The 20,854-nt window shown below is 58.5% G+C and carries 22 protein-coding genes; all 22 read right to left on the bottom strand.

Translation table 11 applies throughout. From position 1 onward, the window contains the following. Positions 1–4: 4 nt before the first annotated feature. The gene (locus tag AC0T4W_RS13825; RefSeq protein WP_476319760.1) at positions 5–745 is read right to left on the bottom strand and encodes a flagellar motor protein; all 741 of its coding nucleotides are present in this window, start codon (positions 743–745) and stop codon (positions 5–7) included. Then, positions 745–1,857, bottom strand: a complete 1,113-nt coding sequence (locus tag AC0T4W_RS13830) for a protein-glutamate methylesterase/protein-glutamine glutaminase (RefSeq protein WP_476319762.1) — start codon at positions 1,855–1,857, stop codon at positions 745–747. Before AC0T4W_RS13830 ends, AC0T4W_RS13825 begins: the two co-directional genes overlap by 1 nt. A 43-nt stretch (positions 1,858–1,900) precedes the next feature. Next, entirely contained in the window at positions 1,901–4,099 is a 2,199-nt protein-coding gene (locus tag AC0T4W_RS13835; RefSeq protein WP_476319764.1) for a chemotaxis protein CheA, read from the bottom strand. A gap of 11 nt (positions 4,100–4,110) precedes the next feature. Next, the gene (locus AC0T4W_RS13840) at positions 4,111–4,899 is read right to left on the bottom strand and encodes a protein phosphatase CheZ (protein ID WP_476319766.1); all 789 of its coding nucleotides are present in this window, start codon (positions 4,897–4,899) and stop codon (positions 4,111–4,113) included. A 19-nt stretch (positions 4,900–4,918) separates the two neighbouring features. Beyond that, a complete protein-coding gene (locus tag AC0T4W_RS13845; protein ID WP_178091816.1) occupies positions 4,919–5,293 on the bottom strand; it encodes a chemotaxis response regulator CheY in 375 nt (124 codons plus the stop codon). Positions 5,294–5,390: 97 nt separating this feature from the next. Continuing rightward, positions 5,391–6,137 (bottom strand): RNA polymerase sigma factor FliA, encoded by a 747-nt coding sequence (gene fliA, locus AC0T4W_RS13850; protein WP_167145311.1) that lies wholly within the window; start codon positions 6,135–6,137, stop codon positions 5,391–5,393. Next, positions 6,134–6,964, bottom strand: a complete 831-nt coding sequence (gene fleN / locus AC0T4W_RS13855) for a flagellar synthesis regulator FleN (protein ID WP_476319769.1) — start codon at positions 6,962–6,964, stop codon at positions 6,134–6,136. The genes fliA and fleN overlap by 4 nt, the downstream gene beginning before the upstream one ends. 77 nt (positions 6,965–7,041) lie before the next feature. Then, the gene (gene flhF, locus AC0T4W_RS13860) at positions 7,042–8,343 is read right to left on the bottom strand and encodes a flagellar biosynthesis protein FlhF (protein WP_476319771.1); all 1,302 of its coding nucleotides are present in this window, start codon (positions 8,341–8,343) and stop codon (positions 7,042–7,044) included. A gap of 15 nt (positions 8,344–8,358) precedes the next feature. Next, a complete protein-coding gene (gene flhA / locus AC0T4W_RS13865) occupies positions 8,359–10,482 on the bottom strand; it encodes a flagellar biosynthesis protein FlhA (protein ID WP_476323669.1) in 2,124 nt (707 codons plus the stop codon). 309 nt (positions 10,483–10,791) lie between these two features. Beyond that, positions 10,792–11,928 carry a flagellar biosynthesis protein FlhB gene (gene flhB, locus AC0T4W_RS13870; protein WP_476319773.1) on the bottom strand — a complete coding sequence of 379 codons (1,137 nt, stop codon included), beginning with the start codon at positions 11,926–11,928 and terminating at the stop codon, positions 10,792–10,794. A gap of 3 nt (positions 11,929–11,931) precedes the next feature. After that, positions 11,932–12,708 carry a flagellar biosynthetic protein FliR gene (gene fliR / locus AC0T4W_RS13875; protein WP_476319775.1) on the bottom strand — a complete coding sequence of 259 codons (777 nt, stop codon included), beginning with the start codon at positions 12,706–12,708 and terminating at the stop codon, positions 11,932–11,934. A gap of 1 nt (position 12,709) precedes the next feature. Beyond that, positions 12,710–12,979: a flagellar biosynthesis protein FliQ gene (fliQ, locus tag AC0T4W_RS13880; protein WP_275963048.1), complete on the bottom strand. Its 270-nt coding sequence runs from the start codon at positions 12,977–12,979 to the stop codon at positions 12,710–12,712. A gap of 2 nt (positions 12,980–12,981) precedes the next feature. Then, positions 12,982–13,767 (bottom strand): flagellar type III secretion system pore protein FliP, encoded by a 786-nt coding sequence (gene fliP, locus AC0T4W_RS13885; RefSeq protein WP_476319778.1) that lies wholly within the window; start codon positions 13,765–13,767, stop codon positions 12,982–12,984. Further along, a complete protein-coding gene (fliO, locus tag AC0T4W_RS13890; RefSeq protein WP_476319780.1) occupies positions 13,767–14,198 on the bottom strand; it encodes a flagellar biosynthetic protein FliO in 432 nt (143 codons plus the stop codon). The genes fliP and fliO overlap by 1 nt, the downstream gene beginning before the upstream one ends. Positions 14,199–14,200: 2 nt before the next feature. Continuing rightward, the gene (gene fliN / locus AC0T4W_RS13895) at positions 14,201–14,686 is read right to left on the bottom strand and encodes a flagellar motor switch protein FliN (RefSeq protein WP_476319781.1); all 486 of its coding nucleotides are present in this window, start codon (positions 14,684–14,686) and stop codon (positions 14,201–14,203) included. 32 nt (positions 14,687–14,718) lie between these two features. Further along, positions 14,719–15,690, bottom strand: a complete 972-nt coding sequence (fliM, locus tag AC0T4W_RS13900; RefSeq protein WP_476319783.1) for a flagellar motor switch protein FliM — start codon at positions 15,688–15,690, stop codon at positions 14,719–14,721. Positions 15,691–15,703: 13 nt separating this feature from the next. Beyond that, on the bottom strand, positions 15,704–16,231 hold the full coding sequence (gene fliL / locus AC0T4W_RS13905; protein WP_476319785.1) for a flagellar basal body-associated protein FliL: 528 nt from the start codon (positions 16,229–16,231) through the stop codon (positions 15,704–15,706). 233 nt (positions 16,232–16,464) lie between these two features. Beyond that, on the bottom strand, positions 16,465–17,727 hold the full coding sequence (locus tag AC0T4W_RS13910) for a flagellar hook-length control protein FliK (protein WP_476319787.1): 1,263 nt from the start codon (positions 17,725–17,727) through the stop codon (positions 16,465–16,467). A 116-nt stretch (positions 17,728–17,843) separates the two neighbouring features. Next, positions 17,844–18,197 carry an Hpt domain-containing protein gene (locus AC0T4W_RS13915; RefSeq protein ID WP_476319789.1) on the bottom strand — a complete coding sequence of 118 codons (354 nt, stop codon included), beginning with the start codon at positions 18,195–18,197 and terminating at the stop codon, positions 17,844–17,846. A gap of 30 nt (positions 18,198–18,227) precedes the next feature. After that, positions 18,228–19,922 carry an ATP-binding SpoIIE family protein phosphatase gene (locus AC0T4W_RS13920; RefSeq protein WP_476319791.1) on the bottom strand — a complete coding sequence of 565 codons (1,695 nt, stop codon included), beginning with the start codon at positions 19,920–19,922 and terminating at the stop codon, positions 18,228–18,230. 14 nt (positions 19,923–19,936) lie between these two features. After that, the gene (locus tag AC0T4W_RS13925; RefSeq protein WP_476319794.1) at positions 19,937–20,242 is read right to left on the bottom strand and encodes an STAS domain-containing protein; all 306 of its coding nucleotides are present in this window, start codon (positions 20,240–20,242) and stop codon (positions 19,937–19,939) included. A 156-nt stretch (positions 20,243–20,398) separates the two neighbouring features. Next, positions 20,399–20,851: a flagellar export protein FliJ gene (fliJ, locus tag AC0T4W_RS13930; RefSeq protein ID WP_476319796.1), complete on the bottom strand. Its 453-nt coding sequence runs from the start codon at positions 20,849–20,851 to the stop codon at positions 20,399–20,401. Positions 20,852–20,854: the final 3 nt, after the last annotated feature.

The following is a 20,854-nucleotide window of genomic DNA, read 5'->3' on the forward strand; positions in this document are numbered from 1 at the left end:
CCCATCAATCCATAAAGCCTTGCAGCTTTAACTCGATGGAGCGCGGGTTTTCACCCTCGGCAATCGACAGGATGCCTTCGAGCAGCATTTCGCGATAACGCGACTGACGCTGGGCAATGGCCTTAAGTTTATTGCCAATTGGCAACAGCAACAGGTTGGCAAACCCCACGCCATAGATGGTGGCCACAAAGGCCACGGCAATCCCACTGCCGAGCATGCTCGGGTCAGCCAGATTGCCCATCACATGAATCAAGCCCATTACGGCGCCGATAATACCAATGGTAGGCGCGTAGCCGCCCATGCTTTCAAACACCTTGGCAGCCTGAATATCACGGCCTTCCTGGGTGTATAGATCGACTTCGAGAATACTGCGAATAGCCTCAGGCTCCGCGCCATCGACCAACAACTGCAAGCCTTTGCGGGCGTATGGGTCGGCTTCAACATCCGCCACCGCTTCCAGGCCAAGCAGGCCTTCCTTGCGTGCGGTCAGGCTCCAACCAACCACTCGGTTGATGCCACCGGCCAAGTCCACCCGTGGCGGAAAGAAAATCCAGCTGATGATGGCCAGAGCCCGCTTGAACACATTCATCGGCGCCTGCAAAAACGCCGCCCCCAGGGTGCCACCGATCACAATCAGCGCAGCAGGCCCATTGAGTAAAGCTCCGGCATGCCCCCCTTCGAGGTAGTTGCCGCCGAGGATGGCGACAAAGGCCAGGATGACCCCAATAAGGCTCAGTACATCCATTAAATGCAGGTCTCGGCCAGGTGCCTGCCAATATCATCAAGCGGGTAAATCGCATCAGCCAGGTTGCCTTTGACGATGGCCATGGGCATGCCGTAGATCACGCAACTGGCTTCGTCCTGCGCCCACACTTGGCTGCCGCCTTGCTTGAGCAGACGCGCGCCTTCACGGCCATCTGCGCCCATGCCGGTCAGCACCACAGCCAGCACCTTGTCGCCATAAGACTTGGCCACCGAGCCGAAGGTGATGTCCACACAGGGTTTGTAGTTCAGGCGCTCATCACCCGGAAGGATTTTTACCACGCCACGGGCATCAATCATCATCTGCTTGCCGCCAGGTGCCAGCAGAGCCAAGCCCGGACGCAAGGCATCACCATCTTCAGCTTCCTTGACGTTGATGCGGCACAGCTTATCGAGGCGTTCGGCAAAGGCCTTGGTAAAGGCTGCTGGCATATGCTGAATCAGCACAATCGGCGCCGGAAAATTAGCCGGCAGCTGGGTCAGTACACGCTGCAACGCCACCGGCCCACCTGTTGAGGTGCCGATCGCAACCAACTTATAGGATTTGCGTTTGGGCGCAGCACTGGCAACCGTCGGTGCTGCAGCAGCGGGGCGACCCGGCGCGCTGGTGGTGGCTGCAGGACGCGCGGCTGGCCTAGCTTGCCCTGCCAGGCTCGCGGCAGGAGCCGCCATAGGAGGCGGGCTCAGGCTACGGCGGTTACTGCGGGCAATGGTATGAATTTTCTCGCAGAGCAGCTGTTTGACCCGCTCCGGGTTGCGCGAGATATCCTCGAAATTCTTTGGCAGGAAGTCCACAGCACCGGCTTCAAGCGCATCCAAGGTTACGCGTGCGCCTTCGTGGGTCAGCGAGGAAAACATCAGAACCGGCGTAGGACAACGCTGCATGATGTTCCGCACAGCCGTGATGCCATCCATCATCGGCATCTCGTAATCCATGGTGATCACATCGGGCTTGAGTGCCTGCGCCTGTTCGATGGCTTCACGGCCGTTAGTGGCTGTACCGATTACCTGAATATTCGGGTCGGCTGAAAGAATTTCCGATACGCGCCGACGAAAAAAGCCGGAGTCATCAACCACCAACACCTTAACAGCCATAAACACTCCTAAACGACGCGACAGATAGCTGCGCCGCTAACAATCAAATACGCCGGGCGTAACGTTTAAGCATGCTCGGCACGTCAAGAATCAGGGCAATACGTCCATCACCGGTGATAGTCGCACCTGACATGCCTGGAGTGCCCTGCAGCATTTTGCCCAGAGGTTTGATAACCACCTCTTCCTGACCGACCAGTTGATCGACCACAAAGCCGATACGCTGACTGCCAACGGTAAGAATCACCACATGACCCTCGCCCTGCTCCACATGCGCGGCACTGCCGATCAGCCAGCGCTTGAGGTAGAACAACGGCAAGGCCTTATCACGCACGATCACCACTTCCTGGCCATCGACCACATTGGTCCGCGACAGGTCGAGGTGGAAGATTTCGTTGACATTGACCAGCGGGAAGGCAAATGCCTGATTGGCCAACATCACCATCAGCGTCGGCATGATCGCCAGGGTCAGCGGCACTTTGATGATGATCTTCGAGCCTTGGCCCTTGACCGAAAACACATTGACCGTGCCATTGAGCTGGGAAATCTTGGTTTTCACCACGTCCATGCCCACACCGCGACCAGACACATCGGAAATTTCGGTCTTGGTCGAAAAGCCCGGTGCAAAGATCAGGTTGTAGCACTCGAATTCGTTGAGACGGTCAGCAGCGTCTTTATCCAGCAGGCCTTTTTCCACGGCCTTGGCACGCAACTGGTCAGCATCCATGCCCTTGCCGTCGTCAGAGATCGACAAGAGGATGTGATCACCTTCCTGCTCGGCGGACAGTATCACCTTGCCGCCACGCTGCTTGCCCGAGGCTTCGCGCTCTTCCGGCATCTCGATACCGTGGTCGACCGCATTGCGCACCAAGTGCACCAGCGGATCGGCTAGGGCCTCGACCAAGTTCTTGTCGAGGTCGGTTTCCTCACCGACCAGCTCCAGGTTGATTTCTTTCTTGAGCTGACGCGCCAGGTCGCGGACCAGGCGCGGGAAGCGCCCGAAGACCTTTTTGATTGGCTGCATGCGGGTTTTCATTACCGCAGTCTGTAGGTCAGCCGTTACCACATCCAGATTGGACACAGCTTTAGCCATGGCCTCATCGCCGCTGCTGGCTCCCAGGCGCACCAAGCGGTTACGCACCAGCACCAACTCGCCGACCATGTTCATGATTTCATCCAGCCGTGCGGTATCGACCCGTACAGTGGTTTCCGCCTCGCTAGGCGGTGCAGCCTTCTCGGCTATAGGCGCGACGGCCGGAGCAGCAGGCGCCTTGGCAGGTTCCGCCTTGGCAGCAGGTTTTGCGGCGGGTTTTGCGGCGGCCTTGGCGGGCTCAGCAGGCTTGGCGGCAGGCGCTGGTGCAGCAGGTTTGATCGCTTCAGGCTCGACAAATTTGCCTTTACCATGCAGTTGATCAAGCAAATCTTCGAATTCATCGTCGGTAATATCACCGCTCGGCGCAGCAGCTGGCTCAGCTTTGGCCGCAGGTGCGGCAGGCGCTGCTACAGCAGGCGGCGGAACAAACTGGCCTTTACCATGCAACTGATCGAGCAGCGATTCAAACTCATCATCAGTGATTTCATCACCGGGTGCCGCTACAGGCTTGGCTGCAACAGGAGCAGTAGGTGCGGCTGCAACGTCAGACGCTACGAACTGACCTTTGCCATGTAGTTGGTCAAGCAGAGACTCGAACTCATCATCGGTGATTTCATCACTGCTGGCAGCACTAGGTGCTTGTGCTGGCGACTCATCCAAGGCGCCCAGTAAGTGTTCGAATTCACTGTCGGTGATATCGCCTGCAGCTTGCTCCACTTCTGGTTCAGGCTCGGCTTCAACAGGCACGGGCTCAGCGGCACCTGCAGGCTCAGCCAGGCGAGCCAAAGCGGCCAGCAGCGCTGGAGTGGCGGGAGTGAGATCGGTGCGTTCACGCACCTCGGTGAACATGCTGTTGACGGCATCCAGTGCTTCGAGCACCACATCCATCAACTCGGAATCGACGCGCCGCTCACCCTTGCGCAGGATGTCGAAGACGTTTTCTGCGATATGGCAGCACTCCACCAGCTCGTTGAGCTGGAGAAAACCGGCACCACCTTTGACGGTATGAAACCCGCGAAAAATAGCGTTGAGCAGATTCATGTCGTCCGGGCGACTTTCCAGCTCTACGAGCTGCTCGGACAGTAGTTCAAGAATCTCGCCGGCCTCTACCAGGAAGTCCTGGAGGATTTCTTCATCGGCGCCGAAGCTCATAAGACGTGCTCCTAAAATCCCAGGCTGGAAAGCAGGTCGTCGACATCATCCTGATTGGATGCGACGTCTTCACGCTTATCGGCATGAATCTGCGGACCTTCACCACTGGAAGGCTCTTTTTGTTTTTCTTGCTCGGCGCGGAGCAACTCATGGTTGTGCTCAATGCCGGCAAACTGGTCCACCTGACTGGCCATCAACACCAACTTCAGCAGATTGCTTTCCACTTCAGTCACCAGCTGCGTGACACGCTTGATCACTTGACCGGTCAGGTCCTGATAGTCCTGAGCCAGCAAAATATCGTTGAGGTGCCCAGACAATTTGGCACCATCGCGCTCACTGCGCGCCAGAAACAGCTCAACACGCTTGGCCAGTTCACGGAAGCCATCGGCGCTCATTTCGCGGCGCATAAAGCGCCCCCAGTCAGCACTCAGGCTTTGCGCTTCATCGCTGAGGTCGTTAACCAACGGCGCACTCTGCTCGACCAGATCCATGGTGCGATTGGCCGCTTTTTCGGTCATCGTTACCACGTAATTCAGACGCTCAGTAGCATCGGTGATTTGCGAAACCTCCGTGGCATGCGGCATACGGGGGTCGAGCTGGAAATTGACGATGGCATTATGCAGCTCACGGGTCAGCTTACCGACCTCGTGATACAGGCCACGATCACGCACCTTGTTAAGCTCATGTATCAGTTCTACCGCTTCACCAAATTTGCCTTGTTCCAGGCTGTCTACCAGTTGGCGAGCGTTGTGTTTCAGAGTCGACTCAAGATCACCCTGAACGGAATCTTTATGTTCCATAGCACCCTCATGGCAGACATCAGCCGTTGACTCGCTCGAAGATCTTTTCAATCTTCTCTTTCAGTACCTGGGCGGTGAACGGCTTGACCACATAACCGTTAACCCCAGCCTGGGCTGCCTCGATGATCTGATCACGCTTGGCTTCTGCGGTAACCATCAACACCGGCAGAGTTTTCAAGCGCTCATCGGCGCGCACCGCGCGCAGCAGGTCAATACCGGTCATGCCGGGCATGTTCCAGTCCGTCACCAAAAAGTCAAAACTGCCGCTTTGCAGCATGGGCAGCGCAGTGACGCCATCATCGGCTTCCGCTGTGTTGGTGAACCCCAAGTCACGCAGGAGGTTCTTGATGATCCGTCGCATCGTTGAAAAGTCATCAACGATGAGGATTTTCATGTTCTTGTCCAAGTCGACCTCCGTACAGTCCCAAACGCACCCAGCAACCTGCATGCGCTTTTAATCGTGAAACCGGCCTAGCGATAACGAATGCTGTTCAATGTGCGCGCCACTCACCCAAACGAGCGCGTAAACGAGCGGCACACTGACTGTGTAGCTGGCTTACACGAGATTCGCTAACCCCCAACACCTCGCCGATCTCTTTAAGATTCAATTCTTCATCGTAATATAGCGCTAACACTAGACGCTCGCGCTCCGGCAGGTTGGCAATGGCATCCGCCAGGGCCGCCTGAAAGCGTTCATCTTCCAGATCACGAGAAGGTTCAAGGTGGTTGCTGCCCGCGTCTTCACCCAGCCCACCGTGCTCACCGTCCTGTAACAGGTCGTCGAAACTGAACAGACGGCTGCCTAAAGTGTCGCCAAGAATGCCGTAGTAATCCTCGAGACTCAATTGGAGTTCGGCCGCAACCTCTTGATCTTTAGCGTCTCTGCCGGTTCTGGCTTCAATTTTTCTAATCGCATCACTGACCATGCGACTATTGCGGTGCACCGAACGGGGTGCCCAATCACCTTTACGCACTTCATCAAGCATAGAGCCGCGAATACGAATACCTGCAAATGTCTCGAAACTGGCGCCTTTACTGGAGTCGTATTTTTTTGACGCTTCGAGCAGGCCGATCATCCCGGCCTGAATCAGATCGTCAACCTGCACATTAGCCGGTAGCCGGGCCAACAGGTGATAGGCAATGCGTTTGACCAGAGGCGCGTAGCGCTCGATCAACTGGTGCTGGGAGTCCTGCGCCTGCGCCTTGCTATACATACGAAGTCCAGAGGCTGCTGTCATATGGCCGTATCTGCGATCGGTTGCTGCACCAGACGCTCAACGAAAAATTCCAAATGGCCGCGCGGGTTGGCCGGTAACGGCCAAGCGTCGACTTTCTGGGCTATCGCCTTAAACGCCAGCGCACACTTCGAGCGCGGGAAGGCTTCGTAGACCGCACGCTGCTTCTGCACGGCCTTGCGTACTGACTCGTCGTAAGGCACCGCACCTACATATTGCAGGGCAACGTCGAGAAAACGATCAGTGACTTTGGTTAGCTTAGCAAAGAGGTTGCGACCTTCCTGCGGGCTGTGGGCCATATTGGCCAATACGCGAAAACGATTCATGCCGTGGTCACGGTTGAGCAGCTTAATCAGCGCGTAGGCGTCGGTGATCGAGGTCGGCTCATCACACACTACCACCAGTACTTCCTGGGCGGCGCGCACAAAACTAACCACGCCATCACCGATGCCGGCTGCGGTGTCGATAATCAGCACATCGAGGTTGTCGCTGATATCGCTGAAGGCCTGGATCAGCCCCGCATGTTGCATCGGAGTCAACTGCACCATGCTCTGAATACCAGACGCTGCCGGTACGATACGAATGCCGCCCGGCCCCTGCAGCAACACATCACGCAGTTCGCACTCGCCACTGATGACGTCTTCCAGAGTGCGTTTGGCGCTCAGGCCAAGCAGCACATCGACGTTGGCCAAGCCCAGGTCGGCGTCCATCAGCATCACCCGGCGGCCGAGATCAGCCAGGGCCAACGCCAAGTTCACCGAGACGTTGGTCTTACCGACGCCACCTTTGCCGCCAGTCACCGCAATCACCTGTACGGGATGCATACCCATATTTCTAAACACCTTGTCTAACTTCGACTGGAGCCACTTGGCCGGCTAAGCGCGGTTCAATCCCAACAGCCTGACGCTTAGCTGACGCGCCGTGCGGGTTGCTGGTAAAGGCCGGCAAAAATCTCCGCCATCGTATCCTCACTTGGATCCTGGGTCGCCTGCAGCCCTACAGCTCGGCTAACCAATTGATGACTGCGAGGTATCTGCAGGTCATCGGGAATGCGTGGCCCATCAGTGAGATAGGCTACCGGTAGACGCTGGCTAATAGCCAGTCCTAAAACCTCACCCAGGCTGGTGGCTTCATCTGCTTTGGTCAGGATGCAGCCAGACAAGCCGCAGCGCTTATAACTATGGTAGGCGGCTTTTAGCACTTGGCCCTGGCTAGTAGCGGCCATTACCAGATAATTTTTTGCGTTGACGCCGCGGCTGGCCAGGGTTTCCAGCTGCATGCGCAAGGCCGGATCGTTAGCCGGCAGGCCGGCTGTATCGATCAGCACCACACGCTTGCGCGCCAGCGGGGCCAGAGCCTGGGTCAAAGACTGCCCCGGATCGACCAGGGTCACCGGAACATTGAGAATGCGCCCCAGGGTCTTGAGTTGCTCCTGAGCACCGATGCGGTAGCTATCCAGGCTAACCAGGGCAATATGCTGCGCGCCGTACTTGAGCACGTAACGCGCAGCCAGCTTGGCCAGGGTGGTGGTTTTACCCATGCCGGCCGGGCCGACCAGAGCGATCACACCGCCCTCTTCCATCGGCTCCTGCTTCGGCGTCTTGATCGCGTGAGCCAGATGCGCCAGCAGCATGCGCCAGGCCTGGCGGGGCTCTGTCAGGGTGTTGACACGCTCCAGCAAGGCTTTCGACAGCTCGGCAGACAGCCCCATGCGCTGCAGGCGGCGCCACAGATTGGCTTGCTGCGGGCGGCGGTTCTGCAATTGGCCCCAGGCAATTGAACCCAACTGCACTTCGATCAACTCACGCAGACCATGCAACTCGAAACGCATGGCGTCCAGGGCACGCTGATCGGTTGCCGCAGCAGGCGCAACCTGAGACTTGCGCATCACGGCAGCCAAGCTGTCAGCAGGCAGGCTGTCGGCAGCGCCAAACAGCTGGCGGTCCTTGCCGGCATCAACCTGGGTGCGGGTGGTCAGCTCGGCCTGGGCCGTGGCGATTTTTGCCTGGGTCTTGCGCAGCTCGGCTTCCAGCGCAGGGTTTGGCTGACGGGCCGGTGCGGCAGGCACCTGATAATCCAGCGCGGCGGTCAGTTCGACACCGCCGGCTACCCGGCGATTGCCAATGATCGAGGCATCGGCACCCAGCTCATCACGCACCAACTTCATGGCGGTACGCATATCGGCGGCGAAAAAGCGTTTGACCTGCATGGCCTGTAACCTCGGTTAGTTCTGCCCCACCGTGGCAACGATGGTGACCTGCTTGTTATCCGGAATTTCCTGGTATGCCAGTACATGGATACTCGGAACCGCCAGCCGCGCGAATCGCGAGAGCATCGCCCGGACCGGACCGGCCACCAGCAGTATCACTGGCTTGCCGAGCATCTCCTGGCGCTGCGCCGCTTCCACCAGGGAACGCTGCAGCTTCTCGGCCATGCCAGGCTCCAGGAGGATGCCCTCCTCGGAGCCTTGACCGGCCTTCTGAATACTGTTGAGCAATATCTGTTCCAACCTGGGTTCAAGGGTGATCACAGGCAGCTCCAGCTCTAGTCCCACAATGCTTTGCACGATTGCACGGGCCAACGCGACACGCACCGCCGCCACCATCGCGGCGGGATCTTGACTCTTGACCGCGACATTGGCGATGGCCTCGGCGATGGTGCGGATATCGCGCACTGGCACCTGCTCCTGCAGCAAGGTCTGCAGCACTTTGAGTAAGGTCGACAGGGTAATCATCCCCGGCACCAGCTCCTCGGCCAGCTTGGGCGAACTTTTGGCCAGCAGCTGCATAAGCTGCTGTACTTCTTCGTGACCAAGCAGCTCATGAGCGTGCTTGTGCAGCACCTGGTTGAGGTGGGTGGCGACCACGGTGCTGGCGTCCACCACGGTGTAGCCGAGTGACTGCGCCTGATCGCGCTGAGTCGGGTCAATCCACACCGCCTCCAGGCCAAAGGCCGGGTCTTTGGCGGCGATGCCGTTAAGCGGGCCGAACACCTGGCCAGGATTGATCGCTAACTCACGATCCGGATACACCTCAGCCTCGGCCACACTGACGCCCATCAGCGTCAGGCGATAGGCATTGGGCTGCAGATCGAGATTGTCGCGAATATGCACCGAGGGCATGAGAAAGCCCATCTCCTGGGAGAGCTTCTTGCGTACGCCCTTAATCCGCGCCAGCAGCTGGCCACCCTGATTGCGATCCACCAGCGGAATCAGGCGATAGCCCACTTCCAGACCGACCATATCCACCGGCGTCACATCGTCCCAGCCCAGTTCCTTGACTTCCTGGCTCTTCTGCGCCGGCAGCAATTCCTGCTGACGCTGCACTTCCTTGATCTCGTTTTCCTTGGTCGCACGTTGCTTGTTGGCAATCCAGTAAGCAGCGCCAGCAGCCACCAGGCCCAGGCTGATAAAGGAAAAATGCGGCATGCCGGGCACCAGGCCCATGGCAATCATGACCGCAGCCGTCACCGCCAGCGCGCGCGGCGAAGCAAACATCTGCCGATTAACCTGGGCACCCATGTCTTCCGAACTGGATACGCGGGTCACCATGATCGCTGCGGCAGTCGACAGCAGCAGCGAAGGAATCTGCGCCACCAGACCATCACCGATGGTCAGCAGGGTGTAGATGCGCCCGGCATCAACAAAACTCAGAGAGTGCTGGAACATGCCGATGGCGATACCGCCGATCAGGTTGATAAACAGAATCAGCAAACCGGCAATTGCATCGCCGCGCACGAACTTACTGGCACCGTCCATGGAGCCGTAGAAGTCAGCCTCCTGGGACACCTCAGAACGGCGCTTCTTGGCTTCAACCTGATCAATCAGCCCCGCGTTCAGGTCGGCGTCGATGGCCATCTGCTTGCCAGGCATGGCATCCAGGGTGAAACGTGCGCTGACTTCGGAGATACGCCCAGCGCCCTTGGTCACCACCACGAAGTTGATAATCATGAGGATGGCGAACACCACGATACCGACCACATAGTTGCCGCCAATCACCACCTCGCCGAAGGCCTGGATCACCTTACCGGCAGCGTCGTTACCGTCTTGGCCATTAAGCAGCACCACCCGCGTGGAGGCGACGTTGAGGGCCAAACGCAACAAGGTTGCCGCCAGCAGAATGGTTGGGAAAACGGCGAAATCCAGCGGACGCAAGGCGTAGATCGCCACCAGCAGCACCACAATCGACAGGGCAATACTGAAGGTGAACAGCACATCAAGGAGGAACGGCGGAATCGGCAGCATGACCATGCCGAGCATGACCAGCAGCATCAGCGGTATGCCCAGATTGCCCTGCTTCAACCCCGACAGGTTGCTGCGCACATCACCGATCATTTGTGAGCGATCTATTGCCACACCACTACCCCAGCCAATTCAATCTTTTGACGCGACCGCGCCTTTGGGAAGGGTTTTGCAAGAAGCTGTCCAACTTTGCCCGCGCGGGGTGAGGGATGAGTCGCGCAGGAAGGGTTAGCCGCTGAGCCGATAATCGCTCAATGCCACTATTTGAGGGCGGCGCAACCCGTCGCTGCGCGGGCCTGCTAGCCCAACCTACTCGCGGGGCGAGAAACTAGTAGGCCGTTGAAAAACCACCTGCCAGTCGGCGAGCATCAATCGCTCGATGGGTATCGCTTCGCTCAACCCATCCTACAGTTCGCGCTATTCATCGCGGCGTAAATCCGGCGGGATTGGCACATCCGGCAACGGCCCCGGGCGCTTGCCCTTGCCCGCCTGGTACTGGCGCAGCTGGTAGACGTAAGCCAGTACCTGGGCGATGGCCAGGTACAGGCCGGCGGGGATTTCCTGATCCAGCTCGGTGGAATAGAACACCGCTCGCGCCAAGGCCGGCGACTCCAGCACCATGACCTTATGCTCATTGGCGATTTCTCGAATTTTCAAGGCCGTGAAATCGCCACCCTTGGCCAGCAGCACCGGCGCACTGCCCTTGGCAGGGTCGTACTTCAAGGCCACGGCAAAATGCGTCGGGTTGGTGATGACCACGTCGGCGTCGGGCACCGACTGCATCATGCGCCGCTCGGCCATTTCCCGCTGCAGCTGGCGAATACGCTGCTTGACCTCAGGCTTACCCTCGCTGTCCTTGTACTCGTCGCGCACTTCCTGCTTGGTCATCATCTGCTTCTGCTTGCTGCTCCAGAGCTGAAATGGCACATCCACAGCGGCAATCAGAATCAACCCGCAGGACATCCACAACGCGCTCCAGCCCACCACGGTAACGGCGTGCAAGATGGCTGACTCAATCGGTTCATGGACGATCGCCAGCAAATCATCCTGCCAAGCAGACAGCACCGCTATCCCCACCAGCAGAATCAGGATGAACTTGGCCAGGGCTTTGAGCAGCTCGGCCAGCGCTTGCACGGAGAACATCCGTTTAAGCCCGGCCAGCGGGTCCATCCGACTGGCCTTGGGCGCCATGGCTTCGGCAGAGAACAGCCAGCCGCCGAGAGAAATCGGCCCCACAATTGAGACAATCAGCAGCAGGATAAACAACGGGAATAAGGCCTCCATAGCAACCTGCCCGGAAGCCGCCAGCCAAAGCCCCATGCTGCGCTCATCCATGATCACGTCACGGGGCAGTGCGAAGTTGCCACGCATGATGTCGAACATGGCATTGGCGATACTGCCGCCAAAAGCCAGCATGCCACCAAAACCGCCGAGGGTTACTGCCAGGGTATTAAGCTCTTTGGAACGAGCAATCTGACCCTTTTCACGGGATTCGCGTAAGCGCTTCTCCGTGGGCTCCTCGCTTTTTTCGGCACCGCTTTCGGATTCGGCCATCGCCTAACTCGCCCCCGCCATTTCACGAAGAAATTGCAAAGCCTCAGTGGCAAACACCTGGTACTGCGCAAGGATATCGGCCATGCCGATCCAGACGATCACCATGCCCAGCACCAGGGTCAACGGAAAACCGATGGAGAAAATATTCAGCTGCGGCGCAGCGCGGGTCATGACCCCGAATGCCAGATTGACCACCAGCAGCGCGGTGACGGCCGGCAATACCATAAGCAAGGCAGCAGCCAGCACCCAGCTCAGCTTATTGGCAATTGCCCAGTAGTTCTGCACCAGAAAACCACCCCCCACTGGCAGGGTGAAAAAACTCTCGGTCAACACTTCGAAGACCACCAAATGGGCGTTCATGGCGAGAAACAGCAGGGTCACCAGAATCATGAATACCTGGCCAATCACCGGCACCGAAATACCGTTGGCTGGGTCAATCATGGAGGCAAAGCCCAGGCCCATCTGCATCGCCACGATTTGCCCGGCAATTACAAAAACCTGGAAAAGCAGCTGCAGCACAAAGCCCAGCATCACGCCGATGAGTATTTCCTGGGCGATCCAGATAAATGCCTGCAGGTTGATGGCATCAATCACCGGCATCGGCGGTAGGGTCGGCATGATCACCAGGCAGATGGCCAGAGAGAGATACAGACGCACGCGCGTCGACACCAGCTGAGTGCCGATGATCGGCATAAACATCAGCAGCGCGGCAATGCGAAACAGCGGCAGCAGAAAGCTGCCCACCCAGGCCCCTATCTGCTCGTTGCTTAGCTCGAACATATCAGCCAATCAACAGCGGAATGTTCATGATCAGGTTCTCGGTGTACTCCATCAGCTCACGCACCAGCCAGGGCCCGGCAATGATCAGAACCACCAGAATCACCAACAGACGTGGCAGAAAGCTCAAGGTTTGCTCGTTGATCTGGGTCGCGGCCTGGAACATCGCAACCAGCAAGCCGACGATCAGGCTGGGAACCACAATGATCGCCACGATGCTGGCGGTCAGCCACAGGGCTCCACGCACCAGGTCCACTGCCACTTCAGGGGTCATGCCTAAAACCCTCCAAAGCTGGCGGCCAGGGTGCCCATAATCAGCGCCCAGCCATCGATCAAGACAAACAGCATGATCTTAAACGGCAAGGAAATGATCAGCGGCGAGAGCATCATCATGCCCATTGCCATCAGGATACTGGCCACCACCATGTCGATGATCAGAAACGGGATAAAGATCATAAAACCGATCTGGAAGGCAGTTTTCAGCTCGGAGGTGACAAACGCCGGCACCAGAATAGTCAGCGGCGCCTCTTCCGGGCTGGCGATATCGGTGCGTTTGGACAGGCGTACAAACAGCTCCAGGTCGCTTTCACGGGTCTGCGCCAGCATAAAGTTCTTGATCGGCCCTTCGGCCTTGAGAATCGCTTCCTGCGCCGGCATCTGCTCGTTCAAATAGGGCTGCAATGCCTCGCGGTTAATCTGATCAAACACCGGGGCCATGATAAACATGGTCAAAAACAGCGCCAGACCGACCAGAATCTGGTTCGAAGGCGTTTGCTGCAGTCCCAGGGCCTGACGCAGAATCGAGAAGACAATGATGATCCGGGTAAAGCTGGTCATCAGCATGACAAACGCTGGAATAAAACTCAGCGCAGTCATGATCAGCAGAATCTGTAGGCTGACCGAATACTCCTGCTGCCCAGCCGCGTCGGTGCTCAGGGTAATTGCCGGAATCGACAGCGGGTTGCTGCCCGACTGAATCAAGGTGCTGGCAGTCGGCGGATCTGCAGCGAGCGCCAGCGAAGCACCCAGGCTAAAAACCAATACCAGCAACAAACGCAGCATCAGGGCTTGTCCTTCTGGTCCTTGCCCAACAGCTCCATCAAGCGCTGGGCAAACTCGGTCGAGGCTGGCTCGGCATCCGGCAAATGCACCGGTTCTTTCAGCACATGCAATGAGGTGATGTTGCCTGGCGTCAGCCCCAGCAACACCTGCTCATTACCCACCTGCACCAGCACCAGGCGATCACGCGGCCCCAAGGCCTGGGTTGCCAGCACTTTGATCACCTGGCCGCCACGCGGCACGATCTGCTGCACCCGGCGCATCAGCCAGGCCAGCAGAAAGATCAGGCCAATCACCAACAGCAGGCCCAGCAGCAACTGCACAAGTTGCCCGCCCATGCCCGTTCCGGCAAGGGGTACGGCCGTTTGCGCTGCCGGCTCGGCAGCCATTGCAGCAAAGGGTAGAGCCAGGCCCAGCAGAAGGGTTCTAGGCATGGTTAGCGCAGCTTCTTGATGCGTTCGCTTGGGCTGATCACGTCAGTCAGGCGAATGCCGAACTTCTCATTCACTACCACCACCTCGCCGTGGGCAATCAGGGTGCCGTTGACCAGCACATCAAGCGGCTCCCCTGCCAGGCGATCCAACTCAACGACCGACCCTTGATTGAGCTGCAGCAGGTTGCGAATGGTGATGTCGGTGCTGCCGACCTCCATGGAGATCGACACCGGGATATCCAGAATCACATCCAGGTTCGGCCCATCGAGGTTAACCGGCAAATTCATTTTCGGCGCGCTGTCGAACTCTTCCATTGGCGCACGCGGCGCCGCCGGCACCGGGTCGCTGGCGGCGAGCATGGCGTCTATATCATCCTGTCCGGCATCGCCGGCCTCAGACAATGCAGCCGCCCACTCATCGGCAAGTGCCTGCTCCTCCGGGGAGCTTGCTTCTTCGCCTTCGTCTACATTTTCGTTTTCGTCTGCCATCGTTTTTCCTCGGCTGGCGTTGAATAGGGGAATTAGCGGTTACGCTCAATGGGGCCGAGCACCTGCAAAGCCAGCTTGCCTTTGTGCGCCCCCATCTTGACCTTGAATGAGGGCACGCCATTGGCGCACAGCACCACGCTTTCCGGCAGTTCCACCGGTATCACGTCACCGGGTTGCATATGCAAAATGTCGCGCAGCTTGAGCTGACGACGGGCAACAGTCGCGCCCAGCGGTATGCTGACGCCGAGAATGTCTTCGCGCAGCGCCTTGACCCAGCGCTCGTCCTGATCGTCGACATCGGACTGAAAGCCGGCGTCGAGCATCTCGCGGATCGGCTCGATCATCGAATAGGGCATGGTGATATGCAGGTCGCCGCCACCGCCGTCCAGCTCGATATGGAAGGTGGACACCACAATCACTTCACTGGGGCTGACGATGTTGGCCAGCGCCGGGTTTACTTCCGAGTTGACGTACTCGAAGTTGATATCCATCACCGCGTGCCAAGCTTCCTTGAGGTCGATAAACGCCTGGTCCAGCACCATACGCACTACACGCAGCTCGGTGGGTGTGAACTCGCGCCCCTCGATCTTGGCGTGACGGCCGTCACCACCAAAGAAGTTATCCACCAGTTTGAACACCAGCTTGGCGTCGAGAATAAACAGGCCGGTGCCGCGCAACGGCTTCATCTTCACCAGATTCAAGCTGGTTGGCACATACAGCGAGTGCACGTACTCGCCGAACTTCATCACTTGCACGCCGCCCACGGCCACATCGGCGGAGCGGCGCAGAAGGTTGAACATGCTGATGCGGGTATAGCGGGCAAAACGCTCGTTGATCATCTCAAGCGTTGGCATGCGCCCACGGACAATCCGGTCCTGGCTGGTCAGGTCATATTGTTTGACGCTTCCCGGTTCGGCTTCGTCCTCGGTTTCAACCAAGCCGTCATCGACGCCATGCAACAGGGCATCGATTTCATCCTGGGAAAGCAGGTCTTGCACAGCCATATACGGCTCCTGATTACTGCAACACGAGGTTGGTGAACAGCACTTGCTCGACCGTGACCTTGCCGGTCTCTTTCTCGGCCAGCTCCTGCACGCTGGCGGTCGCCTGCTGGCGCAGCATTTCCTTGCCCACCGGGGTGATCAGGGAAGCAAAATCCTGACCGGAAAACAGCATCACCAGGCGGTTGCGCAATACGGGCATATGCACCTTGAGCGCATCCAGGGCCGCTTGATCACGGGTCATCAAGGCCACGCTGACCTGCATGTAACGGGCACGGCCCTGATGGTTGAAATTCACCACGAAGGCCGGCGACAACTCTTCATAGATCGCCGCCTGCTTGACTGGCACCGCAGGCTCAGCGCTGGCGTCTGCCTTGGCCTCATCAGCGCCGGCATCCTTCTTGTTCAGAAAGAACCAGGTGCCCCCAACGGAAAGGCCCACAGCCAGCAGCACAACAATAACGATGATGATGATCAGCTTCATTTTGCCGGCTGGTTTCGCCTCGGCATTTTCCGCTGCAGGTGCTGCTTCTTTCTTAGCCATGCCAATAATCCGTCGTTATTCGGAGTTCTATCCGTTTTCAAAGGGTTAAGAGCAAGTGTTATGCCAGTCTGTCAACAAACCTGCTCAATGCGGGTGACCCAGCACCGGAGGGTGATGTGGCCAAGGCATCAGGTAAACGCACGCCCCAAACAAAATCGCCCGACTCCCACACATGGGAGCCGGGCGAAATGCAGTTTAGATCAGTGGGGCAAGCAACTACAGCAGCAAGCACGCTATGCGTAGTAATCAACCAAGCCACGGGCACTTACAGACGTCGCACGGGCCGATTCGACAGTGCTTGAATGCAGCTCCTCATCTGCGCCGAGCAACTCGTTGGAGGAGCCACCGCGACCTTTACCGCCATTGCCCTCCTGCCCTTGCCAACCGCGACTGAGCGACTGGTCGGAGACGTTCACATCCAGCTGGTTCATGCCCTGCTGGGCAAACAGCTCACGCAGGCGGTGCATCTGCGCATCCAGCGCCTCACGCACCCCGGCATGCGGGCTGGCGAAGGTGACCTGGCTCTGCTCCTGGTTGACACTGATGCGCACCTCCAAACGGCCCAACTCGGCAGGATCAAGCTGAATCTCGGCGGACTTGAGGTTCTGGCTAGACATCACCATCACCCGATCCACCACCGCTTCGCTCCAGCCGCCCTGCTGCATAGGCACCGGCGGGCCTGCCAGCAGTGGCGCGCGCGCCTGGGTGGCTTGCTGAGTTATCGCCTGAGTCAGTGCATTAAGCTTGCTGACAAAATTCTCCGGCGTGCTATTCGCCGTACCTTCCTTCAGCGCTTCAAGGCTTTTGCCGGTGAGGGCTTCGAGCTGTAATTCCGGTAGCTCTAGGGCATCGCCTTCCACCGGCACTTCATCCTGCATTACCTGGCTGGCCAACAGGCTCTGACTTGCACTCTGCGTCGCCAGACTGGCCTGAGCCAAGGGTGCTGCGGCCTGTTCGGCCAGCGCTTTTTCCTTCGCACCCATTTCCAATGCCATGCGCACTGCCGGCAGTTGGTTGAGCACATCCAGCTCAGCATCGAAGCTGGCCTCGGTCATGCTTGCCGGCCCTGAGCTGGCCAGGTTGCCGCTGGTCACCAGCAGTGGCGCAGGCTCGGTGTCGAGCGCCAACGCCTCATCCTCCGCCGCCGGCAACTCGCCAGTTATCCCAAGCAACAGCAGCGGATCGAGCACCGCACCCTCGCTTGCCGGGTCAGTCGGCAAAGGCTTGCCGCTATCGGCAACTTCGGCCTGTCCAGCGGCAGCCTGCGCCTGAGCATCTTCTGGCTCATCTTTATCAACCTTGCTCTCACGCGCAGGCTTATCAGGCGCATCACTGCGTTCTGCCGCCTTGGCCTGACGCTCCTTCGCATACACCTGAGAGAAGCTGGAAGCCTCATTTCTATTAGGCTGCGCGGGTTTTTCCGGCGGTTTTGATGCAGCAGCCCGGGGCTTTACTTCAGGTGCCGACTTGAGCAGCAGATCGGGGGCAACGGACATGGATACTCTCCGTTCGGGGTTGGTTGTGCGAAGAGTTTTGCAAGGCGCGGGCCAACTTGTTGGCAGGCAGGTTTAGCGGGGGGAAATGCAGCTATACAGGGGCAGAAAAAGCAAGACTAGTGCCGATAACGCTGACGCTCGGACTTAAGCAAGATGCGCACTATGGCAAACTCACGCTCGATCTGCTCGACCAGCTCAGGGGCCTGTTCCAGCTGCTCGCGCCGCCCGGCCTCCTCTAGCTGTTTGCACAGCCCAGCCAGCATCAATGCACCCATATTGCTGCAGCTGCCTTTAAAGCTGTGCGCCGCCAATCGCAGGCTCTGCGCATCGGCTGCTTGCTCAGCCTGACGCAGCACCAACAGGCGCTCTTCGGAGTCAATCAGGAAGGTGTCCAGCAGCACCGGGTATTCATCTTCCATGACGTCCTGCAAGGCCACCAGCACTGCGCTATCAAGGTGAATATCGGACAACGGCTCGCTCCCCTGGCGTATTGCCTCGGATTATGCCCCAGGCAACCAGGAAAACTCTACGCGCACCCCCGGTTCGCCGTCGCCCCAACTGCAGCGCTCACTCAACTGCCTGACCAGTGCTAGCCCGCGACCGCTCAAACTATAGGCATCGCGGGGTTCGACTGGCAATTGCTGCGCATTGAAGCCCGAGCCGCTGTCTTCGACCCTGACGATCAAGCGACCGCCCGCCCCCTCAGGCAGTAATTGCAGATGAAAGCGTACGAAACCATCGGTCAGCACGGCCAGGCGCACGCTGCGCTGACGGTAGTACTCGGCAAACCCCTCGGCATTCGCCTTGAGCGCCGAGTCCAAGCCCAGCACACCGTGTTCCAAGGCATTTGAATACAACTCGGCGAGCACACTGAACAAGGCCCCACCTTGGGGCCGCAGGCCCTGCACCTCCAGCAGCAACTGCAAGAGGAACGGCAACGGATTGAAATGGCGCAGGGTTTCTCCGCGAAACTCGAAGCTGGCCGACCAGTCCAGTGAATGGCTCTGGCCATTGTCGGCAAAAGCCAGCTGCGGCCGGTTCAGCTCGGCGTCATCGACCAGGCTGACCTCAAGCAGGCTGACGTCATCCTGCTGCTCGCCACTGAAATGCACCAAGGCCTGCTGGATTTCAGCAAACAGCGCCGTAGGCTGGCGATTAGCCGCGAACACCTCAAGCAAGCGCCCCTCGCCGAACAACTCGCCCTGCTTGTTACAAGCCTCCAGCACGCCATCGGAAAGCAGGAAAACCCGATCACCAAGCGCCAGTGGATAAACCTCGTACTTGTCGTTGAAGGCAATCGGCTCCAGCACGCCCAAGGGCAAATGCCGCGACACCAGCGACAAACGCTCGCCGCTGCCGCGCAGCAGATAGCCATCCGGCAGACCGCCGCTCCATACCTCGACCACCTGGCGCTGGAAGCTGATATTCAGCACGGTAGCGCAGCAAAACACCCCGACAGGGAGGATGCGTTTGAGCTTGGCGTTGATCTCGCGCAGCACTTCGGCAAGGGAATAGCCCTTGGCCGTCATGCCATAGAACACCTCAGCCAGCGGCATCGCACCTATCGCCGCAGGCAAGCCGTGACCGGTGAAGTCCCCCAAAAGTACATGCATGCCGCCGGACGGTTTGAACGCAGCCAACAGCAGATCGCCGTTAAACACCGCATAGGGCGACTGCAGGTAACGGATATTGGGCGCGTCCAGACAGCCAGAATGAGTCACCTTGTCGAACACCGCCTTGGCCACGCGCTGCTCGGTGAGCAGGTGTTCGTTGTGTATGGCAATCAGATCACGTTGCTGCAGCACGGTGTCCTGCAGGCGCCGCAGGCGGTCCATGGCGTTGATCTTGGCTTCAAGAATGACTCGGTTATAAGGCTTGGCGAGAAAATCGTCACCGCCGGCTTCAAGGCAGCGCACCAGGGCTTCGCCTTCGGTCAGTGAGGTAAGAAAGATGATTGGCACCAGCTCTTCACCGGCCACCTGTTTGATCCGCCGAGCGGCCTCGAAGCCATCCATGACCGGCATCAAGGCGTCCATCAGCACCAGCTGAGGACGCTCCTGCTCAAACAGGGCCACCGCCTCCAGACCATTGCTGGCGGTCAGTACGCGGTGCCCCTGACGACTGACAATAGTCGACAGCAGCATGCGATCAGCCGCGTTGTCCTCGGCGATCAGAATGGACAGACGCTCTGGCATGGCACGCGCCTCAGTCAGGCGATTTTGAACAGCTGCTCGAAATTCGAGATAGCCAGAATCTTGCGTACATCCGGGTTGCAGTTAAGCAGCTGGATTTGTGCACTGTCGCCACCAGCGTGATCACGCAGCAGCAGCAGCATGCCGAGCGCCGAGCTGTCCAGGTAGGTGGTGTCTTTGAGGTCTACGACATAGCGCTGTGGGGTGCTATTGACGCGCTCGTAGGCATTGCGAAACTCCAGATGCGCACCGAAATCGAAGCGTCCCTGAATCAGAATGGTCAGCTCTTGCCCATCGGATGAGGGCAGCGAGGTGATAGCCATGAATTACTCCTATCAACGAAAAGACCAGGCCGCACGCTCAGGTGGGCCAGACGCAGGTTATGCATGATCAAGATGTAGCATCGCAATGCCCATGCAGCAACTCTTTAGGTTGTGTTGATGTGTCGTCTTCGGTTTCAAGTAAACGGCAATTCGCGCTTAAAAGTGCGAATCACGGGCGGTTATGCGCTGCGCGAGTTCATCAAGCAGTTTCTGCTCGCGCTTATCTTCGGCCAGGCGTGCTTCATCCTGATAGCGCTTAACCAGTTTGCGCAGCCCCTCAAGGCGCGCGTAGCGTTGCTGCCAGACCTCGCGCACCTTGTCCATATTCGCGCGGTGCCAATCAACGCTGTTGCGCTGCTGGCCGATGGCGGTTTCCAGTTGGGTGAGAAAGCGCTGATAGTTCATCAGCCACTGCCCGGAGACGCCGCGCTGGCCTTCGCTGATCCACTGCTGCTGATAATCCCCACGGTAACGTTCCAGATCCCCCAGCTGCACTTCGGCCTGACGCAACAACCCCTGGCAGTGGCCCAGCTGCAGGGCCGCTTCACGCTCGGCACGCTCGGCCATATCGACCACTGGGGCCAGCCGCGCGGCGCGGCTTTGCGCCATGGC

This window comes from Pseudomonas sp. C7.1 (assembly GCF_056312395.1).

Bases quoted from the DNA above. Each gene is read 5' to 3' on its own strand.
- flhF (WP_476319771.1), bottom strand. From the start codon at position 8,343: ATGCAGGTCAAACGCTTTTTCGCCGCCGATATGCGTACCGCCATGAAG.
- fliO (WP_476319780.1), bottom strand. From the start codon at position 14,198: ATGCCTAGAACCCTTCTGCTGGGCCTGGCTCTACCCTTTGCTGCAATG.
- AC0T4W_RS13925 (WP_476319794.1), bottom strand. From the start codon at position 20,242: ATGGCTATCACCTCGCTGCCCTCATCCGATGGGCAAGAGCTGACCATT.
- AC0T4W_RS13920 (WP_476319791.1), bottom strand. From the start codon at position 19,922: ATGCCAGAGCGTCTGTCCATTCTGATCGCCGAGGACAACGCGGCTGAT.
- fliP (WP_476319778.1), bottom strand. From the start codon at position 13,767: ATGCTGCGTTTGTTGCTGGTATTGGTTTTTAGCCTGGGTGCTTCGCTG.
- AC0T4W_RS13910 (WP_476319787.1), bottom strand. From the start codon at position 17,727: ATGTCCGTTGCCCCCGATCTGCTGCTCAAGTCGGCACCTGAAGTAAAG.
- fliQ (WP_275963048.1), bottom strand. From the start codon at position 12,979: ATGACCCCTGAAGTGGCAGTGGACCTGGTGCGTGGAGCCCTGTGGCTG.
- fliR (WP_476319775.1), bottom strand. From the start codon at position 12,708: ATGTTCGAGCTAAGCAACGAGCAGATAGGGGCCTGGGTGGGCAGCTTT.
- AC0T4W_RS13835 (WP_476319764.1), bottom strand. From the start codon at position 4,099: ATGAGCTTCGGCGCCGATGAAGAAATCCTCCAGGACTTCCTGGTAGAG.
- fliJ (WP_476319796.1), bottom strand. From the start codon at position 20,851: ATGGCGCAAAGCCGCGCCGCGCGGCTGGCCCCAGTGGTCGATATGGCC.
- fliM (WP_476319783.1), bottom strand. From the start codon at position 15,690: ATGGCTGTGCAAGACCTGCTTTCCCAGGATGAAATCGATGCCCTGTTG.
- AC0T4W_RS13830 (WP_476319762.1), bottom strand. From the start codon at position 1,857: ATGGCTGTTAAGGTGTTGGTGGTTGATGACTCCGGCTTTTTTCGTCGG.
- AC0T4W_RS13845 (WP_178091816.1), bottom strand. From the start codon at position 5,293: ATGAAAATCCTCATCGTTGATGACTTTTCAACGATGCGACGGATCATC.
- AC0T4W_RS13825 (WP_476319760.1), bottom strand. From the start codon at position 745: ATGGATGTACTGAGCCTTATTGGGGTCATCCTGGCCTTTGTCGCCATC.
- fliL (WP_476319785.1), bottom strand. From the start codon at position 16,231: ATGGCTAAGAAAGAAGCAGCACCTGCAGCGGAAAATGCCGAGGCGAAA.
- fliN (WP_476319781.1), bottom strand. From the start codon at position 14,686: ATGGCAGACGAAAACGAAAATGTAGACGAAGGCGAAGAAGCAAGCTCC.
- flhB (WP_476319773.1), bottom strand. From the start codon at position 11,928: ATGGCCGAATCCGAAAGCGGTGCCGAAAAAAGCGAGGAGCCCACGGAG.
- fliA (WP_167145311.1), bottom strand. From the start codon at position 6,137: ATGACAGCAGCCTCTGGACTTCGTATGTATAGCAAGGCGCAGGCGCAG.
- fleN (WP_476319769.1), bottom strand. From the start codon at position 6,964: ATGGGTATGCATCCCGTACAGGTGATTGCGGTGACTGGCGGCAAAGGT.
- AC0T4W_RS13840 (WP_476319766.1), bottom strand. From the start codon at position 4,899: ATGGAACATAAAGATTCCGTTCAGGGTGATCTTGAGTCGACTCTGAAA.